This is a genomic window from Parasphingopyxis marina, assembly GCF_014237875.1.
In the GTDB taxonomy this organism is placed as follows: Bacteria; Pseudomonadota; Alphaproteobacteria; order Sphingomonadales; family Sphingomonadaceae; genus Parasphingopyxis; species Parasphingopyxis marina.
Genome location: NZ_JACJVJ010000001.1, coordinates 715,150 through 739,708, shown reverse-complemented (window position 1 = coordinate 739,708; position 24,559 = coordinate 715,150). Strand labels below are relative to the sequence as shown.

Genomic DNA, 24,559 nt, shown 5'->3' with positions numbered 1-24,559 from the left:
TCGAAAGCCGCGCGATCCGCTCAGGCGGTCGCCCAGCGGCGCATGAGGTTGTGATAGAGCTGAGTCAGGCGAAGAACTTCGGCGTCGTCGGCGCCGAGCGAGGCCGTCAGCCGCTGCACGCTCTGGTCGAGATCATAGAGCATCGCCCGCGCCGCCCCGTCTTGCACCATCGATTCCAGCCACAGGAAGCAGCTCACCCGCTCACCCTTGGTCACCTCGGCAACGCGGTGGAGGCTGCTCGAAGGATAGAGCAGCATCGAACCAGCATCGGGCTTGTAGGCGCGGCCTCCGAATTCATCCTCGATGACAAGATCGCCGCCTTCATAATCGACGGCGTCGGTGAGAAAGATCGTCGCTGAGAGATCGGTGCGGATACGTTGCCCCGAGCCGGGATCGAGCCGGATCGCATTGTCGACATGCGCACCGAATCGCTCGCCGGGGCCATAGCGGTTGAACAGCGGCGGAAACACCGTGCGCGGCAACGCCGCGGCGAGGAACTGCGCATTGCCGGCGAGCGCCCGAGTGATCGCCGCGCGAGCCTCGATCGCCGCGTCACCGTCTTCCGGCAGTTGCCGGTTCTTCTTGGCAAGCGCAGCGCCGGCACCGCTCGTGACATTGCCGTCCACCCACGGGGCGGCGATCAACCTCTCGCGCAGCGCCAGCGCTTCCGCGCGTGGCAGCAAATCGGGAATGACGATTAACATCGCCGCGACTTAGCAGCCGTCCCGATCCACCACCAGCACACCGGTCAGAAGCCCGCCGTCAAGGTCAGGAAGGCCGAACGGCCAGGCGCGACATAGGAGAAGGGCGTGCCCGACCGATAGATCGCGTCATAATAGCGCTCGTCGGTCAGGTTGAGCACGTTGAGCCGCAGCTCAACCTGCTCGGTGATGCGGTAGCGTGCAACGGCATCGAAACGGACATAGCCGGGAACGCTGGCGTCGCCCGCACCGATCGTGCCCCCATAAATGCGCGACTGGGCATAGGCCTGGCCCCCGAACTGGAACCCCGACACCGGCTCGAAGGTGACGAGGATGTTGCCCGAATGGCGCGGAATGTTCGCGAAACGGACGCCGACATTGACCGGATCTGGACTGTCGGTGATCTCGGCATCAACGAACGCATAACCAGCGAAGACCGAAACGCCGGGTAGCGGGTTGCCGGTCGCGCTGATCTCGAAGCCTTGCGAACGCTGCTCGCCAACGAGTTCGAATATGCCCGGCGCGGTCTGCTCGCGAGCATTGTCCTTGGTAATGTGGAACAGCGCCGCGGTCAGCAGCAGATCGTCGTTGGGCTCATATTTGATGCCGATCTCGAACGCCGTGTTGCGCTCCGGATCGAGACTGGCCGTTTCCGGCGCAAGCCCGCCATAGCTGGAGCTCGTGCTGTCGAGCTGCTCGCCGCTCGGGTTGGAGGATGTGCTGAACGAGGCGTAGATCGTCAGCGGCTCGACCGGCTTGAAGACAAGCGCCGCCTGGTAGTTGAGGAAGTCGACGGTATTGCCGAGGCGCTGCTCGGGAAGCGCTGTGCCGCGGAAGATGCGAGCCGGCAGGAACTGATCGATATCGTATGTATCGTAGCGGATGCCGACAAGCGCCTCCCACTGCGGAGAGAATTTCAAAGTGTCGATCAGATAGACGCCCATCGATTCGATGTCGGTCGTGGTCGCCGGCGTCGGATCGAGAAGATGGGGGATGGTGAAACCCAGCACCGGATCAGGGTTGAGAAGATTGCGCACAAAGGAGGTCGACGTGTCGAACTGGTTGCCGTTACCGTCCTCGACGAAATCCGGAATTGCGTAACGGCGGTTCCCGATACGCTCATTCGCATATTCGAAACCGGCAACGATCGTATGATCGATCCCGCCCGTCGACACGTTCAGCGTCGCATCGTTGATCGTGGCATAGTAGCGGGTACGCGCGTTGCGCTGCGGGGCGCCGACGGCGACCGTCCACTGGTCGATCGGCAATTCGGGGCCGGCGTTCGAACAGCTATTGTCGGGATTGAGCGCAAAGCGGCAGGGCGCGCGCGGGGCGCTGACGATATAGCGGTTATAGACCTCGCCATAGCGCCACATCGACCGGAGATCGATCTGATCGTTTGGCGTGTAGCGAATCGTGACCGTACCGATATCGGAGCCGTTCTCCAGAAAATCGCGGCCGACAACGCCGTAGAAATTGTCTGCGTCGACATCGACCGGCCCCTGGCTGTCGATATCGAACGGATGGCCATAGTCGGACATGCCGTCGAGGCGGAAATGATAATAGTCGGCGGCGATCTCGAGGCCCGGCGCCGGTTGCCAGCTCAGTGCCGCGGCGATGCCGTAGCGTTCGCTGCCGACATAGTCGCGGCCCGGCGTATCGGCATTATGATAGAGTCCGTTGAGACGGACGGCGAAGCCTTCGGCAATATTCTGATTGATGTCGATCGTTCCGCGATAGAGATCCTCGGTACCGATAGAAGCTTGGCCGATGATGAAATCATTCTCGAGCGGCGCCTTGGACTGCAGGCTCACGGCTCCGCCGGTCGTGCCGCGGCCCCCGAGGAAGGACGAAGGCCCGCGTACGATCTCGACCTGCTCGACGCCGAAAATCTCGCGGCTGGAAACGCCGGGATCGCGCATCCCGTCGATATAAACGTCGTTTCGCGCCTCGAAACCGCGGATGAAGATGCGGTCGCCAAAAGCGTTGCCGCCCTCGCCCGTGCCCAGGGTCACACCCGGCGTCGATCGAACGACATCGCGAAAACTCTGCGCGCCGATATCCTCGATAACTTCCTTGGGAATGATGGTGACGGAGCGCGGCGTATCGCGCACCTCTTCCGTCATCCGTCCGTTGGAGGATCGCTCGACCCGATAGGGCGCGTCGGGATCGGCATCGGGGTTGGCGTCTGAAACGCGCTGGCCGCTGACAACGATCTGCCGATCATTATCCGCTGCGGCCATCTCTGCATGAGCGGTGGACGGGATGAGGGAAGCGGAAAGCACGCTCATCATGATCGCGCCCGGCACGGCCGCAGGACGCAGCGTTTCGCGGGTTTCGGACTTGGACATTTTACGGGAACTCCTGTTGAACGCGCCCCCGTTATTGCGAGCCGTTCGCACAGTCAACCGAATTGATAATGGTTATCAATCGCGCAAGAAATTTCCGTAGAGCCAGCTTCGAATGGCGCTTGCGAGATTGGGGGGATGGCCGGCCTCGAGCCGCTCGGCGTCTATCCGCGCGACAAGTGCGCTCAACGGCAGGTTTTCGGCCTCCGCGGCGCGTTCGAGCCCGCGCCAGAAGAGCGGCTCCAGCGTGAGAGACGTCTGGTGCCCGGCGATCGTGATGCTGCGCTTGACCGGCGGATGATAGCGTTCGTCCACCGGCCGAGCCCTAGCTAGTACATGTGCTGCCCGCCATTGATCGACATTGTCGATCCGGTGACGAAGCCGGCCTCGTCCGAGCACAGAAAGGCAACGCCCCGGGCGATTTCCTCGGCATGGCCAAGGCGACCGACCGGAATCTTGGCGACGATCTTCTCCAGCACCGGCTCAGGCACCGCGGCGACCATATCGGTATCGATATAGCCGGGCGCAAGCGCGTTGACGGTGATCCCCGCCTTGGCGCCTTCCTGTGCCAGCGCCTTGGTGAAACCGTGAATGCCCGACTTGGCGGCGGCATAATTGACCTGGCCATATTGTCCGCCCTGGCCGTTGATCGACCCGATGTTGACGATCCGCCCCCAACCGCGCTCGCGCATGCTGGGGAAGCAGGCCTTGGCCATGTTGAAACAGCCGCCGAGATTGACGCGCATCACCTCGTTCCAATCGTCAAAACTCATCTTGGCGAGGACGCCGTCGCGCGTGATACCCGCATTGTTGACGAGCACGTCGACGGGCCCGAGCTCTTCGGCAACCTTGGCGCAGCCCTGCTGGCAGGCATCATAGTCGCCGACGTCCCACTTATAGGCGGCGATGCCGGTGCGGTCGCTGAACGCCTTCGCCTTTTCCTCGTTGCCGGCATAGGTGGCGGCAACGGTCATGCCCAAATCCTTGAGCGCGACGCTGACCGCTTCGCCGATACCGCGCGTACCGCCCGTGACTATCGCTACCTTGCCCATATCGCTCTCTCCTCGCGAATCCCTGTATTTTTCCGATGTCTAGGAAGCGCACCGGAGCCGCGCAAGTTCCGTATGCGGCAATTCAGCCGGCGATCCAGCCACCGAGCTCGCGGCGTACCAGCGCCTCCAGCATGGCCATGCCTTCCTCGCTGCTGTTGAGACAGGGCAGATAGGCGAAATCGGTGCCGCCGGCCTCGAGGAACTGCTCCCGCCCTGCGATCGCCATTTCCTCCAGCGTTTCGAGACAATCGGCGGAGAAGCCGGGCGCGAACACCGCCACCTTGCGGATATCCCGCTCGGGCAGTGCCTTGAGGAGATCCGTCGTCGCCGGCTCCAGCCATTTCGCGCTGCCGAAGCGCGACTGGAAGGCGACGAAGAGCTGCCGGCCGAGCTTCTCGCCGACCAGCCGGGCCGTCTTCTGGCATTGGCAGTGATAGGGATCGCCGAGTTCCAGCGTGCGCCGGGGCATGCCGTGAAAGCTCGCGATTACGATCTGGGGCTCGAAATCGAGTGCGGCGAGCGAGGCGCCGACCGAGGCGGCCAGAGCATCGATATGCGCCGGATCGTCATGATAGGGCGGCAGGGTGCGCAAGGCTGGCTGCCAACGCATATCGGCGAGCTGGCGCCCGGCTTCGTCGACCACAGTCGCGGTCGTCGCGCCGCAATATTGCGGGTAGAGCGGCGCGAGCAGGATACGCTCGCAGCCCATGTCGTGCATCTGCTGGATCCGGTAGCCGATGCCGGGCCGTCCGTAGCGCATCGCATGTTTGACCACGGCCGCATCGCCGAACCGCTGCTGTAGCAACTCCGCCTGCTTCTTGGTATGGACCGCAAGCGGCGAACCTGCTTCGGTCCAGACCTTCTGATAAGCCTTGGCCGATTTGCGCGGGCGCGTTCGCAGAACGATGCCATGCAGGATCGGCTTCCAGAGCAGGGCCGGCAGCTCGACGACGCGTTTGTCGGAGAGAAATTCGGCCAGATAACGGCGCACCGCGGCGGGCGTCGGTGCGTCGGGCGTGCCGAGATTGACGAGCAGTACGCCAACCTTGGACGGTTCGAAATCGGGATGGAATTCGGGCTTTTCGATCATGTGGCCCCGCCGACCGTGAACGGCAGGTCGCGCAATCTTTGCCCGGTCGCCGCGAAGATCGCGTTGCCGATAGCCGGCGCGATCGGCGGCACGCCGATTTCCCCGACCCCGCCCGGCTCTTCGGCGCTTTCGACGAGATCGACGACGATTTCGGGAGAATCGGAAAGCAGCGGCAGGCGCAGATCGTTGAAATTGCGCGCCGTCGGCTCGTCATTGGCGTGGCCGATACGCCCCCCCAGCGCCTGCGACATGCCGAAAATGATGCCGCCCTCGATCTGCTGCTTGACGATTTCGGGGTTGATGATCCGCCCGCAATCGACGGCTGCGGCGACGCGCTGGACGACCGGGCGCTGATCGTCGCCGATCCGCACCTGAACGACCATCGCGACATGGCTGCCGAACGAACTGTGCGCTGCGAGGCCCATACCGTTGCCCATCTCGCCGCCATCCCAGCCGCCAAGCGCGGTCGCGCGCGTCAGGCAACGGGCGAGCCGCGGCGCATCGTTCAGCATACCGATGCGGAAGGAGAGTGGTTCAACGCCGGCATCGTGGGCCATTTCATCGATAAAGGTCTCGGTGAAGAAAGCGGTGTAGCTATGGCCGACCGAACGCCAGATGCTGCCCTCTACGCCAAGATCGCAGGCCATGTGCTCGACCGCAAGATTGGGGATGCCATAAGCCGGGCGCGCGCCCTCGACGGCGCCGGGATCGGGATCGGCCGGGTTGCCGCTGCCCGAGCCGGGGAAGACGCGCGCCGCCATCTGCGCATTGACCGAGGGCACCGCGATCCGCGTGTGGAGCGCCAATATCCCGCCCGATCCGTTGAGCTTGCCGGAGAGGCGCGCCCGGGCGGCGGGCCGGTAATAATCGCTGCGGGTTTCTTCTTCGCGCGACCAGGTGAGCTGGACCGGGCGGTTCACGCGCTTGGCGATGATCGCGGCCTGGACGGCGGCGTCATGCTCCACCTTGCGGCCGAAGGCGCCGCCCAGCAGCGTTGGATAGATGATGACGTCGCTCTCGCCATAGCCGATCGCATCGGCGACTGCCGCGCGCATCAGGCTCGGCGCCTGGGTCGGCGCCCAGATCTCCATCCGGTCGCCGCGCGCCCGCGCGGTCGCGGTCAGCGGTTCCATCGCGGCATGGGCGGCAAAGCCGACCGAATAGATTTCGCGGCGCACCGGCCCGTTGCCAAAGGCCGCTGCGAGATCGCCCTCATTGACGAAGCGGCTGCCGCCATCGCTGTCGAGCGCGGCGGCAAGCGCCGCATCGATGCTCGCATCGTCGACCGGCTCGCCTTCGGTGCGCTCCCATTCGGCGGCCAGCGCCTCGACGCCGCGATTGGCGGCCCACCAGTTGGTCCCGACACAGGCGGCGAAGCGGGGATTCTCGAAGATCGCGGTGACGCCGAAAACATTGTTCGCGGCCTCGCGGTTGACCGCTTTCAGCCGGTGGCGCGGCGTCGGCGCCTGGGTGGCGGAGGCAAACACCATATCGGGCAGGCGAACGTCCGCGGCATAGCGCGCCGATCCATCGACCTTGGAAGGCAGGTCGATCCGCGGCATCGACTGGCCGGTAATGGGCCGGCCGCCGGTCGGCCGCAGGTCCAGCGTGCCGGGCGGCGAATAATCGGCGGCCTCGGCCGCGATCTCGCCGAAGCGCACCCGCTCTTCGCCCCAGACGACGAAGCCGTTTTCGGCGTCGCATTCGCGCCAATCGGCATCCCAGCGCGCCGCGGCGGCCTTGCAGAGCACCGCGCGCGCCGCTGCGCCGGCTTCCCGGAAACGCTGCTCGAACCCACGGATCGAGGAGGATCCGCCTGTAATCATCAACGCGTTGCGCGTCGCATATTCGCGCGCCGCCCAGCGGCCCACGCCGCTCAGGAAGCCGGGCAGCGATCCCTCGGCCCCTTCGCTCAGCAGGAAATCGTTGGCGTAAAGCGGATTGATCGGCGAGGGTTCGACCCCCACCGTCCGCCAGTCCGCGCCCAGCTCGTCGGCCAGCGCCTGCGACAGGGCGGTCCATACCCCCTGCCCCATTTCGGCCTGCGGCACGACGACGCTGATATGCCCGTCTTCGCTGATCTTGAGGAAGGCGTTGAAGATTGTCTCGCCATCATTGGCGACGAGATTGTGGACATAGCTGCGCGGCCAGATCGCCCAGGCGACGACGAGCCCCGCGCCGACTCCGCCGCCCACAAGGACGCGGCGACGGGTTATCCCGAAACGGTTTGAGCCTTCGGCCATGGCAGTGATCTAATGGCGCATGCGATGCGATGCCAGCAGCTTATCAAGCCTTACATCATCTTGGGTTCGGTGAAGACGCGCACGACTTCGGGTTCGAAGCTTTCGAGGCTGTCGACCTGGAAATCGGGATCGAAGGCCGGGGCGTCCCATTCATCGACCAGCTTGCAGGCAAGGCCGTACCAGCTCTTATCCTTGTGATCCTCGCGCATCGTCGTCGAGCGGCCGAGATAGTTGTAATAATAGGCGCCCTGAAAATCCTGATGATATTTGATGACGTGAAACAGGTCGTCCGAAACATAGGGTTTCAACAATTCGGCCGCGATCGCGCCGTGATTGGGCACCGACATCGTCTTGCCGATATCATGGCAAAGCGCGGCAACCACTTCCTCGTCGCTGGCGTCGTCGCGTCGAGCCAGGGTCGCGGTCATCAGCGAATGATGGAGCTGGTCGCAGGCAAAGCCCAGCGTCAATTCGCCGAGATCGCGCAAATGCTCCATTATCCGCATCGGCGCGGATGTCTTGTAGTGGGCCTGGTGTTCCTTCGCGATCACCATCCATTGTTCGGGCTGGCCGTCCTGCATCCGGGTGAAGGAACGGGGTGCTGCCTGCGTCGCCATGATCGCCTCTCTCCCGCGCCGCGCTGTTCTGTCTTGTGGTTGCGGCGCTTTCGGTTTCTGTCGTGCACCATTATGAGGACAAAAACCGTGAGGGGGAAGCCTTGGACTTTCTTGTAAGCACCGCCGCAGCCAGTATCGATTATCTGCGCTGGAGCGACCTCGGCCTGTCGCCGATCGCACTCGATCTCGGCTTCTTCGAGCTGCGCTGGTACAGCCTCGCCTATATCGCCGGTATCGTCGTCGGCTGGTGGTACCTGCTCAAACTCATCGCCAAGCCCGGCGCGCCGATGGCTCGCCGCCACGCCGACGACCTGGTCTTCTATGCGACACTCGGCATCCTGCTGGGCGGCCGTCTCGGCTATGTCTTCTTCTACAAACCGATGGAATATCTCCAGAATCCTGCGGAGATCATCCGCGTCTGGGATGGCGGCATGTCCTTCCATGGCGGCGTGATCGGCGTCAGCCTCGCGATCCTGTTCATGGCGTGGAAGAACAAGCTGAGCTGGCTGCGTATCCACGACTATGTCGCCTGCACCATCCCCTTCGGTCTGTTCTTCGGCCGCCTCGCCAATTTTGTGAACGGCGAACTTTGGGGCCGGCCGGGCGATGTGCCCTGGGCCATCATCTTCCCACGCGCCGACGAACAGGCCCGACATCCCAGCCAGCTCTATGAGGCGGGGCTCGAAGGGATCGGCCTGTTCCTTCTGCTCTGGTTCCTGTTCTGGAAAACCGATGCGCGGCACCAGCCGGGCAAGCTCGTCGGCGCTTTCCTGATGGGCTACGGCCTCTCGCGCTTCGTCGTCGAATTCTTTCGCGAGCCCGACGATCATCTCGGCCTGCTCTGGTTCAACCTGTCGATGGGGCAATTGTTGACCTTGCCGATGCTGATCGGCGGCGCCTGGCTGATCGCCACCGCCAAGGGGCGTGCCGGGGGCGTGACGCCGGTTCCGGCCGAGGCGAATGCCGGCAACTGACGGCGAACCGCTCGGCGAGCGCCTTGCCCGGCTGATCGGCGCCGAGGGGCCGATCCCGCTCGCCCAATATATGGCGCAGGCCAACGTGCATTATTATGCGACCCGCGATCCGCTGGGCGCGGAGGGCGATTTCGTCACCGCGCCCGAGGTGAGCCAGATGTTCGGCGAGCTCGTCGGTCTATGGCTCTCCGACATCTGGACGCGCGCCGGCAAGCCTTCCAATGCCCATTATGTAGAGCTAGGGCCGGGCCGCGGTACCCTGGCCGAGGACGCGCTGCGGGCGATGCGCGCCGTGCGCTTCGAACCGCCCATCCATCTCGTCGAAACCAGCCCGGCGCTGCGCCAGAGCCAAGCCGGGCGGCTGCCGACCGCGCGATGGCACGACGATATCGACAGCCTGCCCGAAACCGGGCCGTTATTCGTCATCGCCAACGAATTCTTCGACGCGCTGCCTATCCGCCAGATCCAGCGCGGAGCGAATGGCTGGCACGAGGTGATGGTCGATTGGCGGGACGGCACATTCTCCCCTGTGACATCGGGGCCGCCGCTCGACGCGCTGATCCCTGAAATACTGCGCGATGCACCGGCGGGCAGCATCGTCGAAACCTCGCCCGCCGTCGAAATCGCCGCCCGCGCGCTTGCCGAGCGAATCGCGAAACAGGGCGGCACCGCGCTGATCGTCGACTATGGCTATGTTGGGCCCGCGACAGGCGACACGCTGCAGGCGGTATCGCGCCACGGCTATGCCGATGTCTTCGCTGAACCGGGCGAACGAGACCTCACCGCCCATGTCGATTTCACCGCCCTTGGCCGGATCGCCAAAAAGGCTGGGCTGGTCGTGCATCGTCCCATCGGCCAAGGCGAATTGCTTGAATCGCTGGGGATCGGCGCGCGGACTGCGGCGCTGGTTCGCGCCGCGCCGCATCGCCAGGCGGAACTCGTTGCGGCACGGGATCGTTTAACCTCGGATGGCGAAATGGGCAGGCTGTTCAAGGCAACGGCCTGGCTGGCGCGAGACTGGCCCGAACCGGCTGCATTCTGACGCTGTCAAGATTGCAACGCCGGGCCGGATCGTTAAAGAGACCGCCCCGGCAATGCGGGGCAGAGAGCATATGGCCGCTAAGAAAAACAAGAAGATAGACAGTGTCACGGCAGACGCACTGGATGGCGTCACCCATGCTTTTCTGGGCCGCGCGGGCGGTGTCTCGACCGGCCTTTACGAAAGCCTCAATGTCGGATTGGGCACCGACGACGTCCGTTCCGACATCGATACGAATCGGCGCCGCGCGCTCGAAGCCGTTGCGCCCAAGGCGAAGCTCGTCACCCTGCATCAAGCGCATACGCCGGACGCAATCATCGTTACCAAAGCCTTTCCGGACGATGCCCGGCCCCAAGCGGACGGAATGGCGACCGACAAGCCGGGACTTGCGCTCGGCATCCTGACCGCCGATTGCGCACCGATCCTGCTCGCCGATCGCGAGGCGGGCGTCATCGGCGCGGCCCATGCCGGCTGGAAGGGCGCAATGACCGGCATCGCCCGTTCGGTCGTAGAGAAGATGGAAGAGCTGGGCGCACAGCGGAAGCGCATCCGCGCCGCCATCGGCCCGTGCATTGGCCGCGGCTCCTATGAGGTCGATGACGATTTCCGCAAGCGCTTCGAAGCGATCGAGGGAGAGAATGAAAAATTCTTCCGCGATGGCGCGCCCGGCCATCATCATTTCGATCTTGAAGCCTATGTTGCCTCCTGGCTCGCCTATCTCGAAATCGGAACCGTCGAAACGCTGGATCTCGATACCTATACCAACGAGGATCGCTATTTCAGCTATCGCCGCGCCACCCATCGCGATGAACGCGACTACGGCCGGCAGATCTCGCTGATCTGCCTTTGAACCGCGCGCCGCTTTCCCCAGCGCAACGATCCCGTTAGAGCTTCCGCCCGAGAGGGAGAGGCATGACAGCCAAACATTACGGATTCTTCGGCGGGCTTACGCTCTTCATCCTGCTGCTCCTGCTGCCGCCCCCCGAAGGCATGCCGGTCGAAGCGTGGCATGTCGCGGCGCTCGTCCTGCTGATGGCGAGTTGGTGGATGACCGAAGCGCTGCCGCTGACGGCAACCGCCCTCCTGCCCTTCCTCGCGCTGCCGATGTTCGGCGTGATGGACGTCAACGAAACGGCGAGTGCCTATTATTCGCCGATCCTGTTCCTGATCCTCGGCGGCGCCTTTGTCGCGCTCGCGATCGAGCGGACCGGCCTTCACCGCCGCCTCGCGCTCGCAATCATCGGCCACGCAGGGACGACCGCCTGGGGCCTTCTGTTCGCGTTCATGGCCTCGACCGCGATCCTCTCGATGATCGTTTCGAATACATCAACGACGCTGATCATGGTGCCGATCGCGATTGCCGTGCTCGCCGCGGGCGGCGTCGAGAAAGGCGAGACGGAAGGTTTTGCCGGCGCGCTGCTCATGGGCGTCGCCTTCTCCGCCTCGATCGGCGGGCTCGGCACGCTTGTCGGATCGCCGACCAACGCCATCGCCGCCGGCCTTATCAACCGCACGCTCGGCACCGACATCAATTTCCTCAGCTGGGCCGCCTATGGCCTGCCGGTCGTTGCTCTCGGCATTCCGCTGTGCCTGTTCCTCCTGATCCGCACCCAGAAGGTGGCGCGCAACGCCTTCGACATCGAAGCCGCGAAAACCGCGATCGGCAATCCCGGCGCCTGGTCGAGCGCGGAGAAGCGCCTCGTGCCGGTCGTCGCCGCCGTGGTCGCCGGCTGGGTAGCCTTGCCCTTCGTCGCGCCGCTGCTGCCCGACGGCGCGGTCCATGACGGGACGATCGCAATTCTCGGCGGGCTGGCGCTCTTCTTCCTGCCCGACGGCACTGGGCGGCCGCTGCTCGAATGGCCCGAGGCGAACCGGGCTCCCTGGGGCGTCATCATGATGTTCGGCGGCGGGCTCGCGCTGGCCTCCGGAATCATCGTCTCCGGCCTCGGCACCTGGCTGGGCGAGGCGCTGGAGCCGCTGCAGGCGGTGCCGGTCATCGTCATCGCGCTCGCGGTCACCGCGCTGGTCGTGCTCGTCACCGAGTTCGCGTCCAATGTTGCCACCGCATCGGGCGTGATGCCCGTCATTGCAGCGCTCATTCTGGCAACCGGTGCGGATCCGATGCTGCTCGCCATGCCAGCCGCGCTCGCCGCGAGCTGGGGTTTCATGTTGCCATCGGGCACCGGCCCCAACGCCATCGCCTGGTCGTCCGGCCATATCGCGCTGCCCCGAATGTTGAAGTCCGGCGCGCTGCTCGATATTTGCGGCATTCCGATGATCGTGCTGGTAACATGGATCATCGCCAGCCTCGGCACCTAGCCCGCCGAGGGCCCGTACCGTGATATATGTCGGAAGGCCCGAGCCGGTCTCTCGTCGACCTAGCTCAGGAAAGGAGCCGAACGAGCGTCATGCCGTATTCGTTCGAAAGCAAGAAGATCGTCGTTTTCACCTCGCGTAAGGTCGCTTCGGCTTCGCTACGCAACATGATTTACGAGGTCGAAGGCGAAGACGCAGATTTCGTCGAATGGGTGAACAGCCGGCCTCCGGAAAAAAGACTCGTCTCGTCCCGCTTCGAACCAGCAGGCTGGGAGGATTATCGCAAAATCGCGCTGGTCCGGAACCCGGTCGACCGATTCGTATCGCTCTACAAACACCGCGTCGCGAAGAAGACCAGCTTTCTCAGAAAGATCGACCCCGACAGACGGAAAGCGCGCAACATACTCGCCGAGGCCGGGCTCCCTATCGGCCCCGATCTCGACACCTTTTGCCGCGAGCTCAAACGTTATTGCGCGATCAGCAGCGACATCCGCATCCACATCCTGCCGCAAAAACATTTCCTCGGGCCCTCGCTCGACTGGTATGACGATGTCGTAAAGCTTGAGGATATCGATTTCATCGCGCAGCTAATCGGCCACGATATGCCGCACACCCACAAGACCCACTCGGAACAAATCCGAATCACGCCTGAAAGCCGCGCGATCATCGAAAATAACTGCAAAGAGGACATAGCCTTTTTGGCTAAATATTACCCGGCGGCCTGAAACGTGGCCCTTCCAGTGCCCGACCAGGTATACACAGAACGGAACATGACATGGTAAGCGACACTCCCGACCAGCCCGACGAAACCGAAGCCGATATCACCGGCACGACCCCGCGCCGCTATCCCAAGCCCGAAATCGAAAAGATCGGCGACCGCAAGCTGAAGCCCGCCACCTTGATGATGGGTCATGGCTATGATCCGAAGCTTTCCGAAGGATCGCTGAAACCGCCGATTTTCCTGACCTCGACCTTTGCCTTCGAGAGCGCGGCCGCAGGCAAGCGCCATTTCGAAGGGGTTACCGGCAAACGGCCCGGCGGATCCGAAGGTCTCGTCTATTCGCGGTTCAACGGCCCCAACCAGGAAATCCTCGAAGACCGGTTGTCGGTCTGGGAAGATGCCGAAGAGGGTCTCGTCTTTTCGTCCGGCATGTCGGCCATCGCCACCGTGCTGCTCGCCAATGTCCATCAGGGCGATGTCGTCGTCCATTCCGGCCCGCTTTATGCGGCGACCGAAACCTTAATCAACCGCGTGCTCGGCCGGTTCGGCGTGACCTTTCTAGATTTCCCGGCCGGCGCTGGCCGCGAAGAGGTCGATGCGATCCTCGAACTGGCGAAAACCCGCGCCATGGGCAACGGCCGGGTCGCGATCATCTATCTCGAAAGCCCGGCCAACCCGACCAACGCGCTCGTCGATATCGAAATGGTGCGCGACGCGCGCGACGCCGCCTTCCCGGACGATCCCCCGCCGATCGCGATGGACAACACCTTTCTCGGGCCGCTCTGGCAACAACCGCTCCAGCATGGCGCCGATATCTCGCTCTACAGCCTCACCAAATATGCGGGCGGCCATAGCGATCTCGTCGCCGGGGGGGTGCTGGGATCGAAAACATGCCTCGATCCGATCCGGGCGATGCGCAACACGATCGGCACGATTTCCGATCCGAACACCGCCTGGATGGTGTGCCGCAGCCTGGAAACCGTCGAACTGCGGATGACGCGGGCCGGCGAAAATGCCGAAAAGGTCTGCACCTTCCTGCGCGATCACCCCAAGGTCGATAATGTCGGCTATCTCGGCTTCCTCGAAGAGGGATCGAGCCAGCGCGATATCTATGACCGCCATTGCGCGGGCGCGGGATCGACCTTCTCGGTGTTCATCAAGGGCGGCGAGGCGGAGAGCTTCCGCTTCCTCGACGCGCTGAAGGTCGCGAAACTCGCGGTCAGCCTCGGCGGCACCGAGACCCTTGCGAGCCACCCGGCGGCGATGACCCACCTCTCGGTGCCCGATGCGCGCAAAAAAGCGCTCGGCATCACCGACAATCTCGTGCGGATATCGATCGGCGTGGAAGACGCGGACGACCTGATCGCCGATTTCGAACAGGCGCTGGCGGCGGTTTAGCGCGCGCGATCAGCCCCAGGCGAAGATCCGCCAGCCGCGCTTTTCGGCGAGGCGGCGGAGCTTGGAAGTCGGATTGGTGGCGATGGGTTCGCTCGCCCAGTCGAACACCGGCAGGTCGGTCGGGCTGTCCGAATAGAAACGGACGTTGCGGACGTCGCCCGCCATGCCCGCTTCGGCGGCCCAGGCCTCGACGCGGCGCAGCTTGGCCGCGCCATAGCAATTTTCGCCGTCGATCTTCGCCAGGATGGCGCCGTCTTCGTCATGGCGCACTTTCGTGCCGATCAGATCGTCGAAGCCGAGCTTCTCGGCGAGCGGCGCGACATAGAATTCATAGGAGGCCGTCGCCATTACGAGGCGGCGGCCCTGCATCCTGTCCCGCGCGATCCGGTCGATCGCTTGCGGATAGACGTTCTCGGCGAGCACCTTGCCCGCGTAGCTTTCCCCAATTTCCGCCATTTTCCCGGCATCGACGGCAGAACCCAGCAACAATGCGTGCATCGCCTCTTTCAATCTTCCGCGATCGAGGATGCGCACGGCATAGCCGAGAAACAGCGGCAGCAGGACCGGCAGCAGCACGATCCGCCAGCGTTCATGCCGCCACAATGCATGCATCAGGAACGGCAGATAGGTTGGCCGCCGGGTGATAGTTTTATCGAGGTCGTATAAGGCTATCGGGGTCATAGCACGCTCCCTTAGCATGAAGGCGGCGCTTGCCGAGGGGGGAATTTACCCGCACAAGTAGCGCGATGAGCGGCGAGGCGGATTTCACGGAGATCGACGAAAACGGCGAACGCGTTCTGCGTTTTTCCGGCCGACTGACCGTCGCACGACTGGGCGACGTGCCGGTGCGGCTCGAAGAACTGGGCATCGCCCCCGATCGCGCCGACATTTCCGCCGTGGAACGGATCGATACGATCGGCGCCTGGATCCTCCACCGGCTGGAGCGCGATTATGGCACGGAGATCGCCGGCGCCAGCGATCATGCCAAGCAGCTGCTGCACCATGTCTCCTGCGCCGACGAACCGCAGCCAGCACGGCTCGACGACCGCAATCTCGTCGTGCGCACGGTGGAGCGGGTCGGCGCGGCAACAATCGAGGCGCTGTCCAGTCTCAAGGGCCTGCTCGCCTTTTTCGGCGGCCTGATGATCGCGACCGGAAGCGTGATCCGCCATCCCCGCAGACTGCGTCTCAACGCCGTCGTCCAGCGCTTCGAAACCGTCGGCTTGGCGGCGCTCGGCATTGTCGGGCTGATGAGCTTCCTGATCGGCATCGTCATCGCCCAGCAGGGCGCGGTCCAGCTTCGCCAGTTCGGCGCAGAGGTTTTCACGATCAACCTGCTCGGCCGGATCACGATGCGCGAATTGGGCATCCTGATGACCGCGATCATGGTTGCCGGCCGATCGGGCAGCGCTTTCGCGGCGCAACTGGGATCGATGAAGCTTGCCGAGGAAGTTGATGCGATGCGGACGATCGGCATCCCGCCGATGGAGGCGCTGGTGCTCCCGCGCGTGCTGGCGACGACCCTGATGTTGCCGCTGCTCGGTTTCTATGCCGCGATCATGATGATCATGGGCGGCGGGCTGCTCTGCTGGTACGAACTCGGCATCCCGCCCGCGACCTTTATCAGCCGCATCCGCGAAGTCGTGCCAATGACCGATCTGTGGGTCGGGCTGATCAAGGCGCCCGTGTTCGGCTTCATCATCGGCCTGACCGGCTGCTATTTCGGTATGCAGGTCGAAGGGAATAACGAGCAGGTCGGCCTGAAAACAACGGCCGCGGTCGTCCAGGCGATCTTTCTGGTGATCGTCCTCGACGCATTTTTTGCCATCTTCTTCTCGTCGATCGGCTGGATCTAGGGGGCGGATGGACATGAGCGACGAACCGATCATCAGCATTCGCGATCTCAAAAACGCCTTTGGCGACCAGGTCGTCCATGAAGGTCTCGATCTCGACGTCCGCCAGGGGGAAATACTCGGCGTGGTCGGCGGTTCGGGGACCGGGAAATCCGTGCTGATGCGCTCGATCATCGGATTGCAGGAGCCTGTGGCAGGCGAGATCAGCATCCTTGGCGAGCGGATCGACATGGCTACGGCCGAGGAAAATCTGGACCTGCGCCGCCGCTGGGGCGTGCTTTTCCAGAACGGCGCGCTGTTTTCGACACTGACGGTGGCAGAGAATGTCCAGGTACCGCTGCGGGAATTCTACAAATATCTCGACGAGCAGCTGCTCAACGAGATCGCCACCTACAAGGTCGTGATGACCGGGCTGCCGGCCGACGCCGCGCCCAAATACCCGTCCGAACTTTCGGGCGGTATGCGCAAGCGGGCCGGGCTCGCGCGTGCACTGGCGCTCGATCCGATCCTCCTGTTCCTCGACGAACCGACGGCCGGGCTCGATCCGATCGGCGCCGCCGCATTCGACGAATTGATCGCGGAGCTGAAGGAAGCACTGGGCCTTACCGTCTTCCTCATCACGCACGATCTCGACACGCTCTATACGATTTGCGACCGTATCGCGGTGATCGCGGACAAGAAGGTCATCGCCACGGGAACGATCGAGGAATTGCTTGCCACCGATCATCCCTGGATACAGGAATATTTCAACGGGCCGCGTGGCCGCGCCGCCGTGGCGGCGCAGGGCTAGGCCGAGGAGAAGGCGATGGAGAACCGTTCCAACCAAATGCTCGTCGGCAGCGTCGTGTTGGCGCTGCTCGTCGCGCTTGCGCTCTTCACGGTCTGGCTGTCGCGGTTCGGCGAAGGCGGCAACAACGCCTATGACATCTATTTCACGCAATCGGTGGAAGGCTTGGCGCGCGGTTCGGCCGTTTCCTATTCCGGCGTCCCTATCGGGCAGGTCGAAGAAATCGCGCTGATGCCCGATAATCCGGAGTTCGTCCGCGTGCGCATCCGGATCAGCGACAATGTGCCGATCCTCGAAGGCACGACGGCGACGGTCGCCGGGATCGGCTTTACCGGGGTATCGCAGATCACCCTCGATGGCGGCGTCCAGGGCGCCGATCCGATCGACGATGCGGGCCCCGGCGGCGTGCCCGTCATCCCGACCCGGCCCGGCGCATTCGGCGAGCTGCTCAACAGCGCGCCGCGGCTGCTGGAACGGCTGACGACCCTGACCGAGCGGCTGACCGAAATGCTCGGCGACCGCAACCAGAATTCGATCGCCGCGATCCTCGCCAATACCGAGCGGCTGAGTACCGAGCTCGCCAATCGCGGGCCTGAAATCGCCGCGACCCTGGCCGAGACCCGCGTAGCGGTGCAGCGCATCGGCATCGCCGCGGGCGAGATCGGCGAACTCGCCGATACCACCGACGGGCTGCTTTCGACCGAGGGGCAGGCGCTGATGCGCGACCTGCGCACGGCCGTCGCATCGGCGGAATCGAGCATGACGTCGCTCGACCGGACGATCACCGCGGCCGAACCGGGCCTCAACGCCTTTTCGCGCCAGACGGTGCCCGAGATCGGCCAGCTGGTCCGCGATCTGCGCGATACATCCGATTCGCTGACCGCGATCACCGAGCGGGTGAACCGCGAGGGTGCGGGGTCGTTGATCGGGTCCGCCGAACTTCCCGAATATGAGCCGCGATAGGAGCCGACGATGAAACGCCTCTTCCTTCCCCTAGCGCTCCCCCTTGCGCTCGCGGCGCTGGCCGGTTGCGTCAGCTTCGGCTCCGAGCCGCCGCCCTTCCTGATGACGCTGACGCCCGATGCGCAGGTGGAAAGCGGCACCAACCGAACGGCGGCCATCGGCCAGGCGATCACCATCGCCAGGCCCGAAGTGCCGCAAAAGCTGACCACGAACCGCCTGCCGGTGCAGACCGCCGACACGACCATCGCCTTCCTGGCCGACGCCGTCTGGGTGGCGACGCCGAACCAGCTGTTCCGCTCGCTGCTCAGCGAAGTCGTCGCGGCACGCACCGGTCGCGTCGTGCTCGATCCGGCGACCTATACCGAGGATCCCGGCACGATCGTGCGCGGCCAACTCCACGAATTCGGGCTCGACGCGCGCACCCGTGAAGCCGTTATCCTCTACGATGCGGCTATCACCACCGCCGAGGGCGTCCGCACTCGCCGCTTCGAGGCGCGTGAACCGGTGGGCGCGGAAGACGCGCGCAGCGTGTCGGAAGCGCTCAATCGCGCCGCGAACCGGATCGCGATCGAATTTTCCGACTGGCTGGCAGTCTAGGCCCGCCGCATCACCGGAGCTCCGTTCAGGCGAGGCTCTTGGAAGCCTGCTCGTAAACGTCCTTGGAAAGACCCGGAGCGGCGAGGATCCGTTCGAGCTCGGCGCGCATCATCGTGCCACGCCCCTCGTCGAAACGGCGCCAGCGGCCGAGCGGCGGCAACAGCCGGGCGGCGGTTTGCGGATTGATCGCGTCGGCCTTCAGAATGTAATCGGCGAGGAAGGCATAGCCGCGGCCCGATGCCAGATGAAAGGCCCGCTGGTTCGCGCCGAACGCGCCGACCAGTGCGCGCAGCCGGTTGGGATTCTCGATCGTGAAATCGGGATGCTGCGCAAGTTCCTCGACCGCAGCGGCGGTATCGTCGCGCGTCGCAAAGGCCTGCACGGTAAACCATTTGTCGAGCACCAGCGCTTCGTCGCGATAGCGATTGTAGAAGATATCGAGCGCCGCGACCCGCTCGGGCGCGCCACCATTGGCGAGCACACCGAGCGCGCCCTGCCGGTCGGTCATATTGTCCGCGCTTTCGAACTGGCCGAAGGCCAGCTTCGCGGCGTCGTCCGCTCCGCTCGCCGCGATATAGCCGAGCGCCACCGTGCGCAGGCGCCTCAATGCCTTGGCGGCGGGGCTATATTCGAAGGCGTTGCCGCTCGACGCCGCATAGGCCGCGCGCCAATCGGCCTCCAGCCTTGATCCCAGATCGCGGCGTAGCGCCTCGCGCGCCTGATGGATCGCTTCGGGATCGACGATGAGCATCTGATCGCCGACGAAACTTTCGCTCGGCAACAGCACCGCCTCGGCGACGAAAGCCTTGTCGAGATCGGCATCGGCGAGCGTTTTGCGCACCGCCTCTATCACCGGCGCATGATCCGCAGCCCGGCCCGACACCGCATCGATGATCGTTTCGACCATCAGTTGCTGCATCGCTTCGTAGCGCGCAAAGGGATCGTCATCATGCGCGGACAGGAAGGCGAGCGTTGCCGGATCCTTCTCGGCATCCATGACGACGGGCGCGGTGAAATTCCGATTGATCGAAAGGATCGGCGTTTCCGCGACATCATCGAAAACAACGTCCTGGCGCGCCTCGGTCAGCATCACCAGCCGCTCGCGTGCCAGCGGGGTGCCGCTCTCCTTGCCGAGCAGCGCCGTTTTCAGCGGTATCGCCATCGGCTGCTTTTCCGATTGGCCAGGTGTGGGCGGCATCGTCTGCTCGAGGGTCAGCACGGCGCGCGCGGCGCCGGCATCGTGCGCGAGCTTCGCCGTCACTTTGGGCGTTCCCGACTGGGCATACCAGAGGCGGAATTGCGCAAGGTCGGCGCCGGTCGCATCCTCCATCGCCTGCACGAATGCCTCGCAGGTCGCGGCTTCGCCGTCATGCCGCTCGAAATAGAGGTCGCTGCCCTTCCGGAATCCCTCTTCGCCGAGGATCGTGTGCATCATCCGGATGAGCTCGGCGCCCTTGTTATAGACCGTCGCCGTGTAGAAGTTCGATATCTCGATATAGCTTTCCGGGCGCACCGGATGGGCGAGCGGCCCGGCATCCTCGGGGAACTGCGCCGCGCGCAGGGTACGGACATCGCCGATCCGCGCAACGGCCGCCGAGCCCTGGTCGGCCGAAAAGCTCTGATCGCGGAAGACGGTGAACCCCTCTTTGAGCGAGAGCTGGAACCAGTCGCGGCAGGTGACGCGGTTGCCCGACCAGTTGTGGAAATATTCGTGAGCAACGACGCCGGCGATCGCATCGAAATCCATGTCGGTCGCGGTTTCGGCATCGGCGAGGATGTAGCGCGAGTTGAAGATGTTGAGCGACTTGTTCTCCATCGCCCCGAAATTGAAATCGGAAACCGCGACGATGTTGAACTGCGACAGATCGTACTCGCGGCCATAGACGCGCTCGTCCCAGGCCATCGAATCCTTGAGCGCCGCCATCGCGTGCCCGGTCTTCGGGATATCCGCTTCGCGAACCCAGATGGCGAGATCCACGGTCTTGCCGGACATGGTGACGAAGCTGTCGCGATTGGCGGCCAGATCGCCGGCAACGAGCGCGAACAGATAGCAGGGCTTGGGCCAGGGATCTTCCCATCGCGCCCAGTGGCGGCCTTCCACGCCTTCGCCGCTTTCAATGCAATCCCCATTGGCGAGCAGCACCGGATAGCTGGCCTGGTCCGCCTCCATCAACACGCTGTAGCGCGACAGCACGTCCGGCCGGTCCGGGAAAAAGGTGATACGGCGGAAGCCCTGAGCCTCGCACTGAGTGCACAGGATACCGCCCGAGGCATAGAGGCCCATTAACTGGCTATTTTTTTCCGGTTCGATTTCGACCAAGGTCGAGATCTCCGCCTCGTCGGCGTCGATCGGGACAACCAGCCGGTCGTCCTCCAGCCGCCATACCCCGCTTTCAAGAGCCACGCCGTCGCGTTTGACCTCGATCAGCTTCAGCCCCTCGCCGTCGAGACGCAGCGGTTCGGCATGATCGCCGTTGCGCACGACCTTGAGCCGCGCGCTGACCAGCGTCTTTCCGGGGTCGAGCCGGAAATCGAGGGCGATGTCCGGCACCAGCCAGTCGGGCGGGCGATAGTCTTCACGGTGGATGATGGGCGGCGGCGGGGTCGCGGATTGCATATCGAGCATTCCACCGATCTAGGCCCGCTGCCCCCCGGGCACAATATCGGCTAGGACCGAAAGCATGACGAAGCTTTTGATTTTCGGTCTGGGTTACACAGCCGGGCGAATCGCAGGGCGGCTACGCGGCGAGGGCTGGACGGTCTCGGCGACGCGGAGAGAGGCCGACGAGGACGCGATCGCCTTTGCCGACCGCGAGGCCGTAACGGCGGCGATCCGCGACGCCACGCATATCCTGTCCTCGGTACCACCGGTGGATGATAGCGACCCGGTGCTCGATCTTTACGGCAAGGCGCTGAAGCACGCGCCCTGGATCGGCTATCTTTCCTCCACCGGAGTCTATGGCGATACCGGCGGTGCCTGGGCCGACGAAACCGCGCCCATCGGCGGCGGGCGGCGACAGGCGCGCGCCGCGGCCGATGCGCGCTGGCAGGCGCTCGGTGACGCGGTTCGCGTCTTCCGGCTGCCCGGCATTTACGGCCCCGGCCGTTCGGTGCTCGATCGTATCGACGCCGGCAAGGCGCACCGGATCGATCTGCCGGGCCAGGTTTTCAGCCGCGTCCATGTCGACGATATCGTCGCCGGCGTCCTCGCCGCGCTCGACGGACCGTCGGGCGTCTACAATCTCGCCGATAACGAGCCAGCGCCGCACAATGACATAATCGAATATGGCTGCCGGCTGCTGGGGATCGAACCGCCGCCGCTCCAGACCATGGCCGAGGCCGGGCTCAGCGCGATGGCGCGCGGCTTCTATGCCGAGAACCGACGGATCGCGAACGGCAAGGCGAAGCGGATTCTGGGCTGGGCGCCCCGCTATCCGACCTATCGCGAAGGTTTGCAGGCGATAGCCACTCGCTAGCCCTGAACGCGCAGGATTTTCGGCCGCCGCACGCGTGTTGCCAGCAAGAGTCCGGCGATGGCCACGGCGGCGCCGCCGAGCGCCAGCGGCGACCAGCGATAGCCTTCGAAGATCGTCGAGATGATCATCGCGACGATGGGGATAAGCACACCGCTATAGGCGGCCTGGGCCGCGCCGATTTCGCGGATCAGCCCGAAATAGATCGGAAAGGTGACGGCCGATCCGATCACGCCCAGATAAAGGATGCCGAGGAAATAGCCGGGCCGGGGATCGACCGCCGGCGGGCCCGCCGTGAACAGGGCAATGATCGCATTGGCCAGCATGCCCCAGAACATCGCCCAGGCGAGAAGGGTGAGGATCGGATGCGCCTTGGCGCCATCGCTCGCCTGCAGGATATTGGCGACGGACGCGCACAATATGGCGATCGCCGTAAGCCCGATGCCGATATAGACGGCATCGCCGCCGACCGGGGCCAGCCGGTATTCCTGAACGAAAAGCATCGCGATACCGGCTATCGCGATCGCCGAGCCCGCGGCGAAGCCCGGCTTGATCCGCTGGCCAAGAAATATCCGTCCGAGAACCGCATTGGGCACCATCAGCAATGCGAACAGCACGGCGACGAGACCCGAGGTGATATAGCCTTCCGCCCGGTAGACGAAGTTGAAATTGAAGGCGAACTGGCTGAGGCCGAGCAGGATCGCCCAGAACTGCCCGCGCCGGTCCAGCCATAGCCGCTGCCGACGCAAGGCGATCAGCAGGAACATCGCTGTGCTGCCCGCCAAGAAACGATAACAAACCGACCAGACCGGCGGCACGCTGGCGATCTGATCCTTGATGACAATCCAGGTCGATCCCCAGATCAGCACGATCAGCAGGAAGGAGAGCAGGATACGCGGCGTCCAGAAGCTGGTTTCGGCTTCGAACGCTGGGGCTGCGTTCATAAAGCGGCGATGGCCTGGGCGAGCGGGCGCACAGCCTCGGCATCCTGGTTCCAACCCGTCACCAGCCGCGCTTCGCCTTCGCCCCAGTCGTAAAAATCGAAGCCCTTGGCGCGCAGACCGGCGGCTTCTTCGGAAGAGAGCCGGATGAACACCTCGTTCGCCTCAACCGGATGGACGAGCCGGTCCGGAGCGGCCTCGGCGATCAGCGCCGCGCCCGCATTGGCAGCCCGGGCGTTGTCGAGCCACAGATCGCCTTCGAGCATCGCGAGGATCTGCGCGGCGAGATAGCGGCCTTTCGAGAGCAGATGCCCGCCGCGCTTGCGCCGAAAACGGATTTCCTCCGCTTTTTCCCGGGCATCGCCAAACAGCAGGATCGCCTCGGCCGACATCGCGCCGTTCTTGACGCAGCCGAAGCTCAGCATGTCGACGCCGGCGCGCCAGGTGATGTCGGCGGGCGCGCAGCCCAGATGCGCGACGGCATTGGCGAAGCGCGCGCCGTCCATGTGCAGCCCCCAGCCCTTTGCCCGGCAGAGATCGCCGATCGCCGCGACCTCGTCGGGCGCATAGGCCATGCCATATTCGCTGGCCTGGGTGATCGAGACGGCATGGACCTGCATCTGGTGGACATCGTCGCGGATCGCGCCCGCGATCCGTGAAATTTCTTCGGGATCGAGCTTCGCGCCCTCGCCTGTCCCGAGCAGCAGCGATGCGCCATGGGTGTAGAAACCCGGCGCGCCGCACTCGTCATTCTGAATATGCGCCTCGCGATGGCAGATGATGCTGCCATGCGGCGGGCAGAGCGCGGCGAGAGCGAGCGAATTGGCCGCCGTGCCGGTCGATACCCATAGCGCCGTTACCTCGGTTTCGAAAAGATCGGAAAAGGCGGCGTCGAGCCGCGCGCTCAGTGCATCGCCGTCATAGGCCGTGTCGACGCTGTTCGCGCGGGCTAGCGCTTCGAGTATTTCGGGGCAGACCGGGGCCGCATTATCGGAAAAGAAGCGCATGTCCGCCGCATAGTCGCGGCGGCGTAAAGGTCAACCGATACGGCTGATCCGGCCCGATTGCGTATCGAAATCCGATGCCGTCAGCACCGTCCGAATCTCGTCCAGGCCCAGCGGCTTGCGTAGCAGCGGCGCCGAAATTCCCTCGGCGACGAATTTCGCATCATAGCCGGAGGCAAAGACGAAGCGAATATCGCGATCCGCCAGGGCGCGTGCAACGGGGATCGAATTTTCCTTTCCAAGATTGATGTCGAGAAAGGCGAAATCGAAAGGTTCGCGGGCGACCAGATCGAGCGCATCGGCAAGCGTGGCGGCATGGCTGACCTGCCGTACGCCGAGCGTTTCCAGGATATCCTGCAGCATCACGGCTAGCATGAATTCATCCTCGACGATGAGGACTTTTTCCGGAAGCAGGTTTTGCGGGTTCGCCATATGCCTTGTC

The 24,559-nt window shown here is 64.1% G+C and carries 23 protein-coding genes; 11 read left to right on the top strand and 12 right to left on the bottom strand.

Annotated elements, in window-relative coordinates:
- Positions 1-20: 20 nt before the first annotated feature.
- The 7 genes from H6P80_RS03675 to H6P80_RS03645 form a co-directional block, all read right to left on the bottom strand.
- A complete protein-coding gene (locus H6P80_RS03675) occupies positions 21-704 on the bottom strand; it encodes a Fe2+-dependent dioxygenase (RefSeq protein WP_185799974.1) in 684 nt (227 codons plus the stop codon).
- A gap of 44 nt (positions 705-748) precedes the next feature.
- Positions 749-3,052 (bottom strand): TonB-dependent receptor, encoded by a 2,304-nt coding sequence (locus H6P80_RS03670; RefSeq protein ID WP_185799973.1) that lies wholly within the window; start codon positions 3,050-3,052, stop codon positions 749-751.
- 75 nt (positions 3,053-3,127) lie between these two features.
- Positions 3,128-3,364 carry a ribbon-helix-helix domain-containing protein gene (locus H6P80_RS03665; protein ID WP_185799972.1) on the bottom strand — a complete coding sequence of 79 codons (237 nt, stop codon included), beginning with the start codon at positions 3,362-3,364 and terminating at the stop codon, positions 3,128-3,130.
- Between the two features lie 14 nt (positions 3,365-3,378).
- Complete coding sequence (gene phbB, locus H6P80_RS03660) at positions 3,379-4,101, bottom strand: acetoacetyl-CoA reductase (RefSeq protein ID WP_185799971.1); 723 nt, start codon at positions 4,099-4,101, stop codon at positions 3,379-3,381.
- 82 nt (positions 4,102-4,183) lie between these two features.
- Positions 4,184-5,191, bottom strand: coding sequence for a ferrochelatase (hemH, locus tag H6P80_RS03655; protein ID WP_185799970.1), 1,008 nt, complete (start codon positions 5,189-5,191; stop codon positions 4,184-4,186).
- Positions 5,188-7,434 carry a xanthine dehydrogenase family protein molybdopterin-binding subunit gene (locus H6P80_RS03650; RefSeq protein WP_185799969.1) on the bottom strand — a complete coding sequence of 749 codons (2,247 nt, stop codon included), beginning with the start codon at positions 7,432-7,434 and terminating at the stop codon, positions 5,188-5,190. The genes hemH and H6P80_RS03650 overlap by 4 nt, the downstream gene beginning before the upstream one ends.
- Positions 7,435-7,484: 50 nt before the next feature.
- Positions 7,485-8,051 (bottom strand): HD domain-containing protein, encoded by a 567-nt coding sequence (locus H6P80_RS03645; RefSeq protein WP_185799968.1) that lies wholly within the window; start codon positions 8,049-8,051, stop codon positions 7,485-7,487.
- Between the two features lie 101 nt (positions 8,052-8,152).
- On the opposite strand from H6P80_RS03645, the gene lgt reads away from it, so the two are divergent.
- From lgt to H6P80_RS03615, 6 genes are all read left to right on the top strand, one after another.
- Entirely contained in the window at positions 8,153-9,025 is an 873-nt protein-coding gene (gene lgt, locus H6P80_RS03640; protein ID WP_185799967.1) for a prolipoprotein diacylglyceryl transferase, read from the top strand.
- Positions 9,012-10,067 (top strand): class I SAM-dependent methyltransferase, encoded by a 1,056-nt coding sequence (locus H6P80_RS03635; RefSeq protein WP_185799966.1) that lies wholly within the window; start codon positions 9,012-9,014, stop codon positions 10,065-10,067. Before lgt ends, H6P80_RS03635 begins: the two co-directional genes overlap by 14 nt.
- A gap of 70 nt (positions 10,068-10,137) precedes the next feature.
- A complete protein-coding gene (gene pgeF / locus H6P80_RS03630) occupies positions 10,138-10,914 on the top strand; it encodes a peptidoglycan editing factor PgeF (RefSeq protein ID WP_185799965.1) in 777 nt (258 codons plus the stop codon).
- 62 nt (positions 10,915-10,976) lie between these two features.
- Positions 10,977-12,383 carry an SLC13 family permease gene (locus tag H6P80_RS03625; RefSeq protein ID WP_185799964.1) on the top strand — a complete coding sequence of 469 codons (1,407 nt, stop codon included), beginning with the start codon at positions 10,977-10,979 and terminating at the stop codon, positions 12,381-12,383.
- An 89-nt stretch (positions 12,384-12,472) separates the two neighbouring features.
- Positions 12,473-13,105 carry a sulfotransferase family 2 domain-containing protein gene (locus H6P80_RS03620; protein ID WP_185799963.1) on the top strand — a complete coding sequence of 211 codons (633 nt, stop codon included), beginning with the start codon at positions 12,473-12,475 and terminating at the stop codon, positions 13,103-13,105.
- A 50-nt stretch (positions 13,106-13,155) separates the two neighbouring features.
- The gene (locus H6P80_RS03615) at positions 13,156-14,499 is read left to right on the top strand and encodes a cystathionine gamma-synthase family protein (protein ID WP_185799962.1); all 1,344 of its coding nucleotides are present in this window, start codon (positions 13,156-13,158) and stop codon (positions 14,497-14,499) included.
- Between the two features lie 9 nt (positions 14,500-14,508).
- Here H6P80_RS03615 and H6P80_RS03610 read toward each other — a convergent pair whose 3' ends face one another.
- Complete coding sequence (locus tag H6P80_RS03610; RefSeq protein WP_185799961.1) at positions 14,509-15,180, bottom strand: HAD-IB family hydrolase; 672 nt, start codon at positions 15,178-15,180, stop codon at positions 14,509-14,511.
- Positions 15,181-15,245: 65 nt separating this feature from the next.
- Here H6P80_RS03610 and H6P80_RS03605 point away from each other — a divergent pair, with 65 nt between their 5' ends.
- Genes H6P80_RS03605 through H6P80_RS03590 form a run of 4 tightly spaced genes read left to right on the top strand, consistent with a single transcriptional unit; the run spans position 15,246 to position 18,699 of the window.
- Positions 15,246-16,355 carry an MlaE family ABC transporter permease gene (locus tag H6P80_RS03605; RefSeq protein ID WP_185799960.1) on the top strand — a complete coding sequence of 370 codons (1,110 nt, stop codon included), beginning with the start codon at positions 15,246-15,248 and terminating at the stop codon, positions 16,353-16,355.
- 7 nt (positions 16,356-16,362) lie between these two features.
- On the top strand, positions 16,363-17,142 hold the full coding sequence (locus tag H6P80_RS03600; RefSeq protein ID WP_407947216.1) for an ABC transporter ATP-binding protein: 780 nt from the start codon (positions 16,363-16,365) through the stop codon (positions 17,140-17,142).
- A 15-nt stretch (positions 17,143-17,157) separates the two neighbouring features.
- A complete protein-coding gene (locus H6P80_RS03595) occupies positions 17,158-18,102 on the top strand; it encodes an MlaD family protein (RefSeq protein WP_185799958.1) in 945 nt (314 codons plus the stop codon).
- Positions 18,103-18,111: 9 nt separating this feature from the next.
- Positions 18,112-18,699, top strand: a complete 588-nt coding sequence (locus H6P80_RS03590) for an ABC-type transport auxiliary lipoprotein family protein (RefSeq protein ID WP_185799957.1) — start codon at positions 18,112-18,114, stop codon at positions 18,697-18,699.
- A 25-nt stretch (positions 18,700-18,724) separates the two neighbouring features.
- Here H6P80_RS03590 and pepN read toward each other — a convergent pair whose 3' ends face one another.
- Positions 18,725-21,325 carry an aminopeptidase N gene (gene pepN / locus H6P80_RS03585; RefSeq protein ID WP_185799956.1) on the bottom strand — a complete coding sequence of 867 codons (2,601 nt, stop codon included), beginning with the start codon at positions 21,323-21,325 and terminating at the stop codon, positions 18,725-18,727.
- 55 nt (positions 21,326-21,380) lie between these two features.
- Here pepN and H6P80_RS03580 point away from each other — a divergent pair, with 55 nt between their 5' ends.
- On the top strand, positions 21,381-22,175 hold the full coding sequence (locus H6P80_RS03580) for a Rossmann-fold NAD(P)-binding domain-containing protein (RefSeq protein WP_185799955.1): 795 nt from the start codon (positions 21,381-21,383) through the stop codon (positions 22,173-22,175).
- On the opposite strand, the gene H6P80_RS03575 is transcribed toward H6P80_RS03580, so the two are convergent.
- Genes H6P80_RS03575 through H6P80_RS03565 form a run of 3 tightly spaced genes read right to left on the bottom strand, consistent with a single transcriptional unit; the run spans position 22,172 to position 24,549 of the window.
- The gene (locus tag H6P80_RS03575; RefSeq protein WP_185799954.1) at positions 22,172-23,116 is read right to left on the bottom strand and encodes a DMT family transporter; all 945 of its coding nucleotides are present in this window, start codon (positions 23,114-23,116) and stop codon (positions 22,172-22,174) included. The two genes, H6P80_RS03580 and H6P80_RS03575, sit on opposite strands and share 4 nt — an antisense overlap.
- Positions 23,113-24,120, bottom strand: a complete 1,008-nt coding sequence (locus H6P80_RS03570; protein WP_185799953.1) for a threonine aldolase family protein — start codon at positions 24,118-24,120, stop codon at positions 23,113-23,115. The genes H6P80_RS03575 and H6P80_RS03570 overlap by 4 nt, the downstream gene beginning before the upstream one ends.
- Positions 24,121-24,150: 30 nt before the next feature.
- A complete protein-coding gene (locus H6P80_RS03565; protein WP_185799952.1) occupies positions 24,151-24,549 on the bottom strand; it encodes a response regulator in 399 nt (132 codons plus the stop codon).
- Positions 24,550-24,559 lie beyond the last annotated feature (10 nt).

Coding starts and splice junctions, on each gene's coding strand:
- H6P80_RS03675 (WP_185799974.1), bottom strand. CDS start 704: ATGTTAATCGTCATTCCCGATTTGCTGCCACGCGCGGAAGCGCTGGCG.
- H6P80_RS03670 (WP_185799973.1), bottom strand. CDS start 3,052: ATGTCCAAGTCCGAAACCCGCGAAACGCTGCGTCCTGCGGCCGTGCCG.
- phbB (WP_185799971.1), bottom strand. CDS start 4,101: ATGGGCAAGGTAGCGATAGTCACGGGCGGTACGCGCGGTATCGGCGAA.
- hemH (WP_185799970.1), bottom strand. CDS start 5,191: ATGATCGAAAAGCCCGAATTCCATCCCGATTTCGAACCGTCCAAGGTT.
- H6P80_RS03650 (WP_185799969.1), bottom strand. CDS start 7,434: ATGGCCGAAGGCTCAAACCGTTTCGGGATAACCCGTCGCCGCGTCCTT.
- H6P80_RS03645 (WP_185799968.1), bottom strand. CDS start 8,051: ATGGCGACGCAGGCAGCACCCCGTTCCTTCACCCGGATGCAGGACGGC.
- H6P80_RS03635 (WP_185799966.1), top strand. CDS start 9,012: ATGCCGGCAACTGACGGCGAACCGCTCGGCGAGCGCCTTGCCCGGCTG.
- pgeF (WP_185799965.1), top strand. CDS start 10,138: ATGGCCGCTAAGAAAAACAAGAAGATAGACAGTGTCACGGCAGACGCA.
- H6P80_RS03625 (WP_185799964.1), top strand. CDS start 10,977: ATGACAGCCAAACATTACGGATTCTTCGGCGGGCTTACGCTCTTCATC.
- H6P80_RS03620 (WP_185799963.1), top strand. CDS start 12,473: ATGCCGTATTCGTTCGAAAGCAAGAAGATCGTCGTTTTCACCTCGCGT.
- H6P80_RS03615 (WP_185799962.1), top strand. CDS start 13,156: ATGGTAAGCGACACTCCCGACCAGCCCGACGAAACCGAAGCCGATATC.
- H6P80_RS03610 (WP_185799961.1), bottom strand. CDS start 15,180: ATGACCCCGATAGCCTTATACGACCTCGATAAAACTATCACCCGGCGG.
- H6P80_RS03605 (WP_185799960.1), top strand. CDS start 15,246: ATGAGCGGCGAGGCGGATTTCACGGAGATCGACGAAAACGGCGAACGC.
- H6P80_RS03600 (WP_407947216.1), top strand. CDS start 16,363: ATGGACATGAGCGACGAACCGATCATCAGCATTCGCGATCTCAAAAAC.
- H6P80_RS03595 (WP_185799958.1), top strand. CDS start 17,158: ATGGAGAACCGTTCCAACCAAATGCTCGTCGGCAGCGTCGTGTTGGCG.
- H6P80_RS03590 (WP_185799957.1), top strand. CDS start 18,112: ATGAAACGCCTCTTCCTTCCCCTAGCGCTCCCCCTTGCGCTCGCGGCG.
- pepN (WP_185799956.1), bottom strand. CDS start 21,325: ATGCTCGATATGCAATCCGCGACCCCGCCGCCGCCCATCATCCACCGT.
- H6P80_RS03580 (WP_185799955.1), top strand. CDS start 21,381: ATGACGAAGCTTTTGATTTTCGGTCTGGGTTACACAGCCGGGCGAATC.
- H6P80_RS03575 (WP_185799954.1), bottom strand. CDS start 23,116: ATGAACGCAGCCCCAGCGTTCGAAGCCGAAACCAGCTTCTGGACGCCG.
- H6P80_RS03570 (WP_185799953.1), bottom strand. CDS start 24,120: ATGCGCTTCTTTTCCGATAATGCGGCCCCGGTCTGCCCCGAAATACTC.
- H6P80_RS03565 (WP_185799952.1), bottom strand. CDS start 24,549: ATGGCGAACCCGCAAAACCTGCTTCCGGAAAAAGTCCTCATCGTCGAG.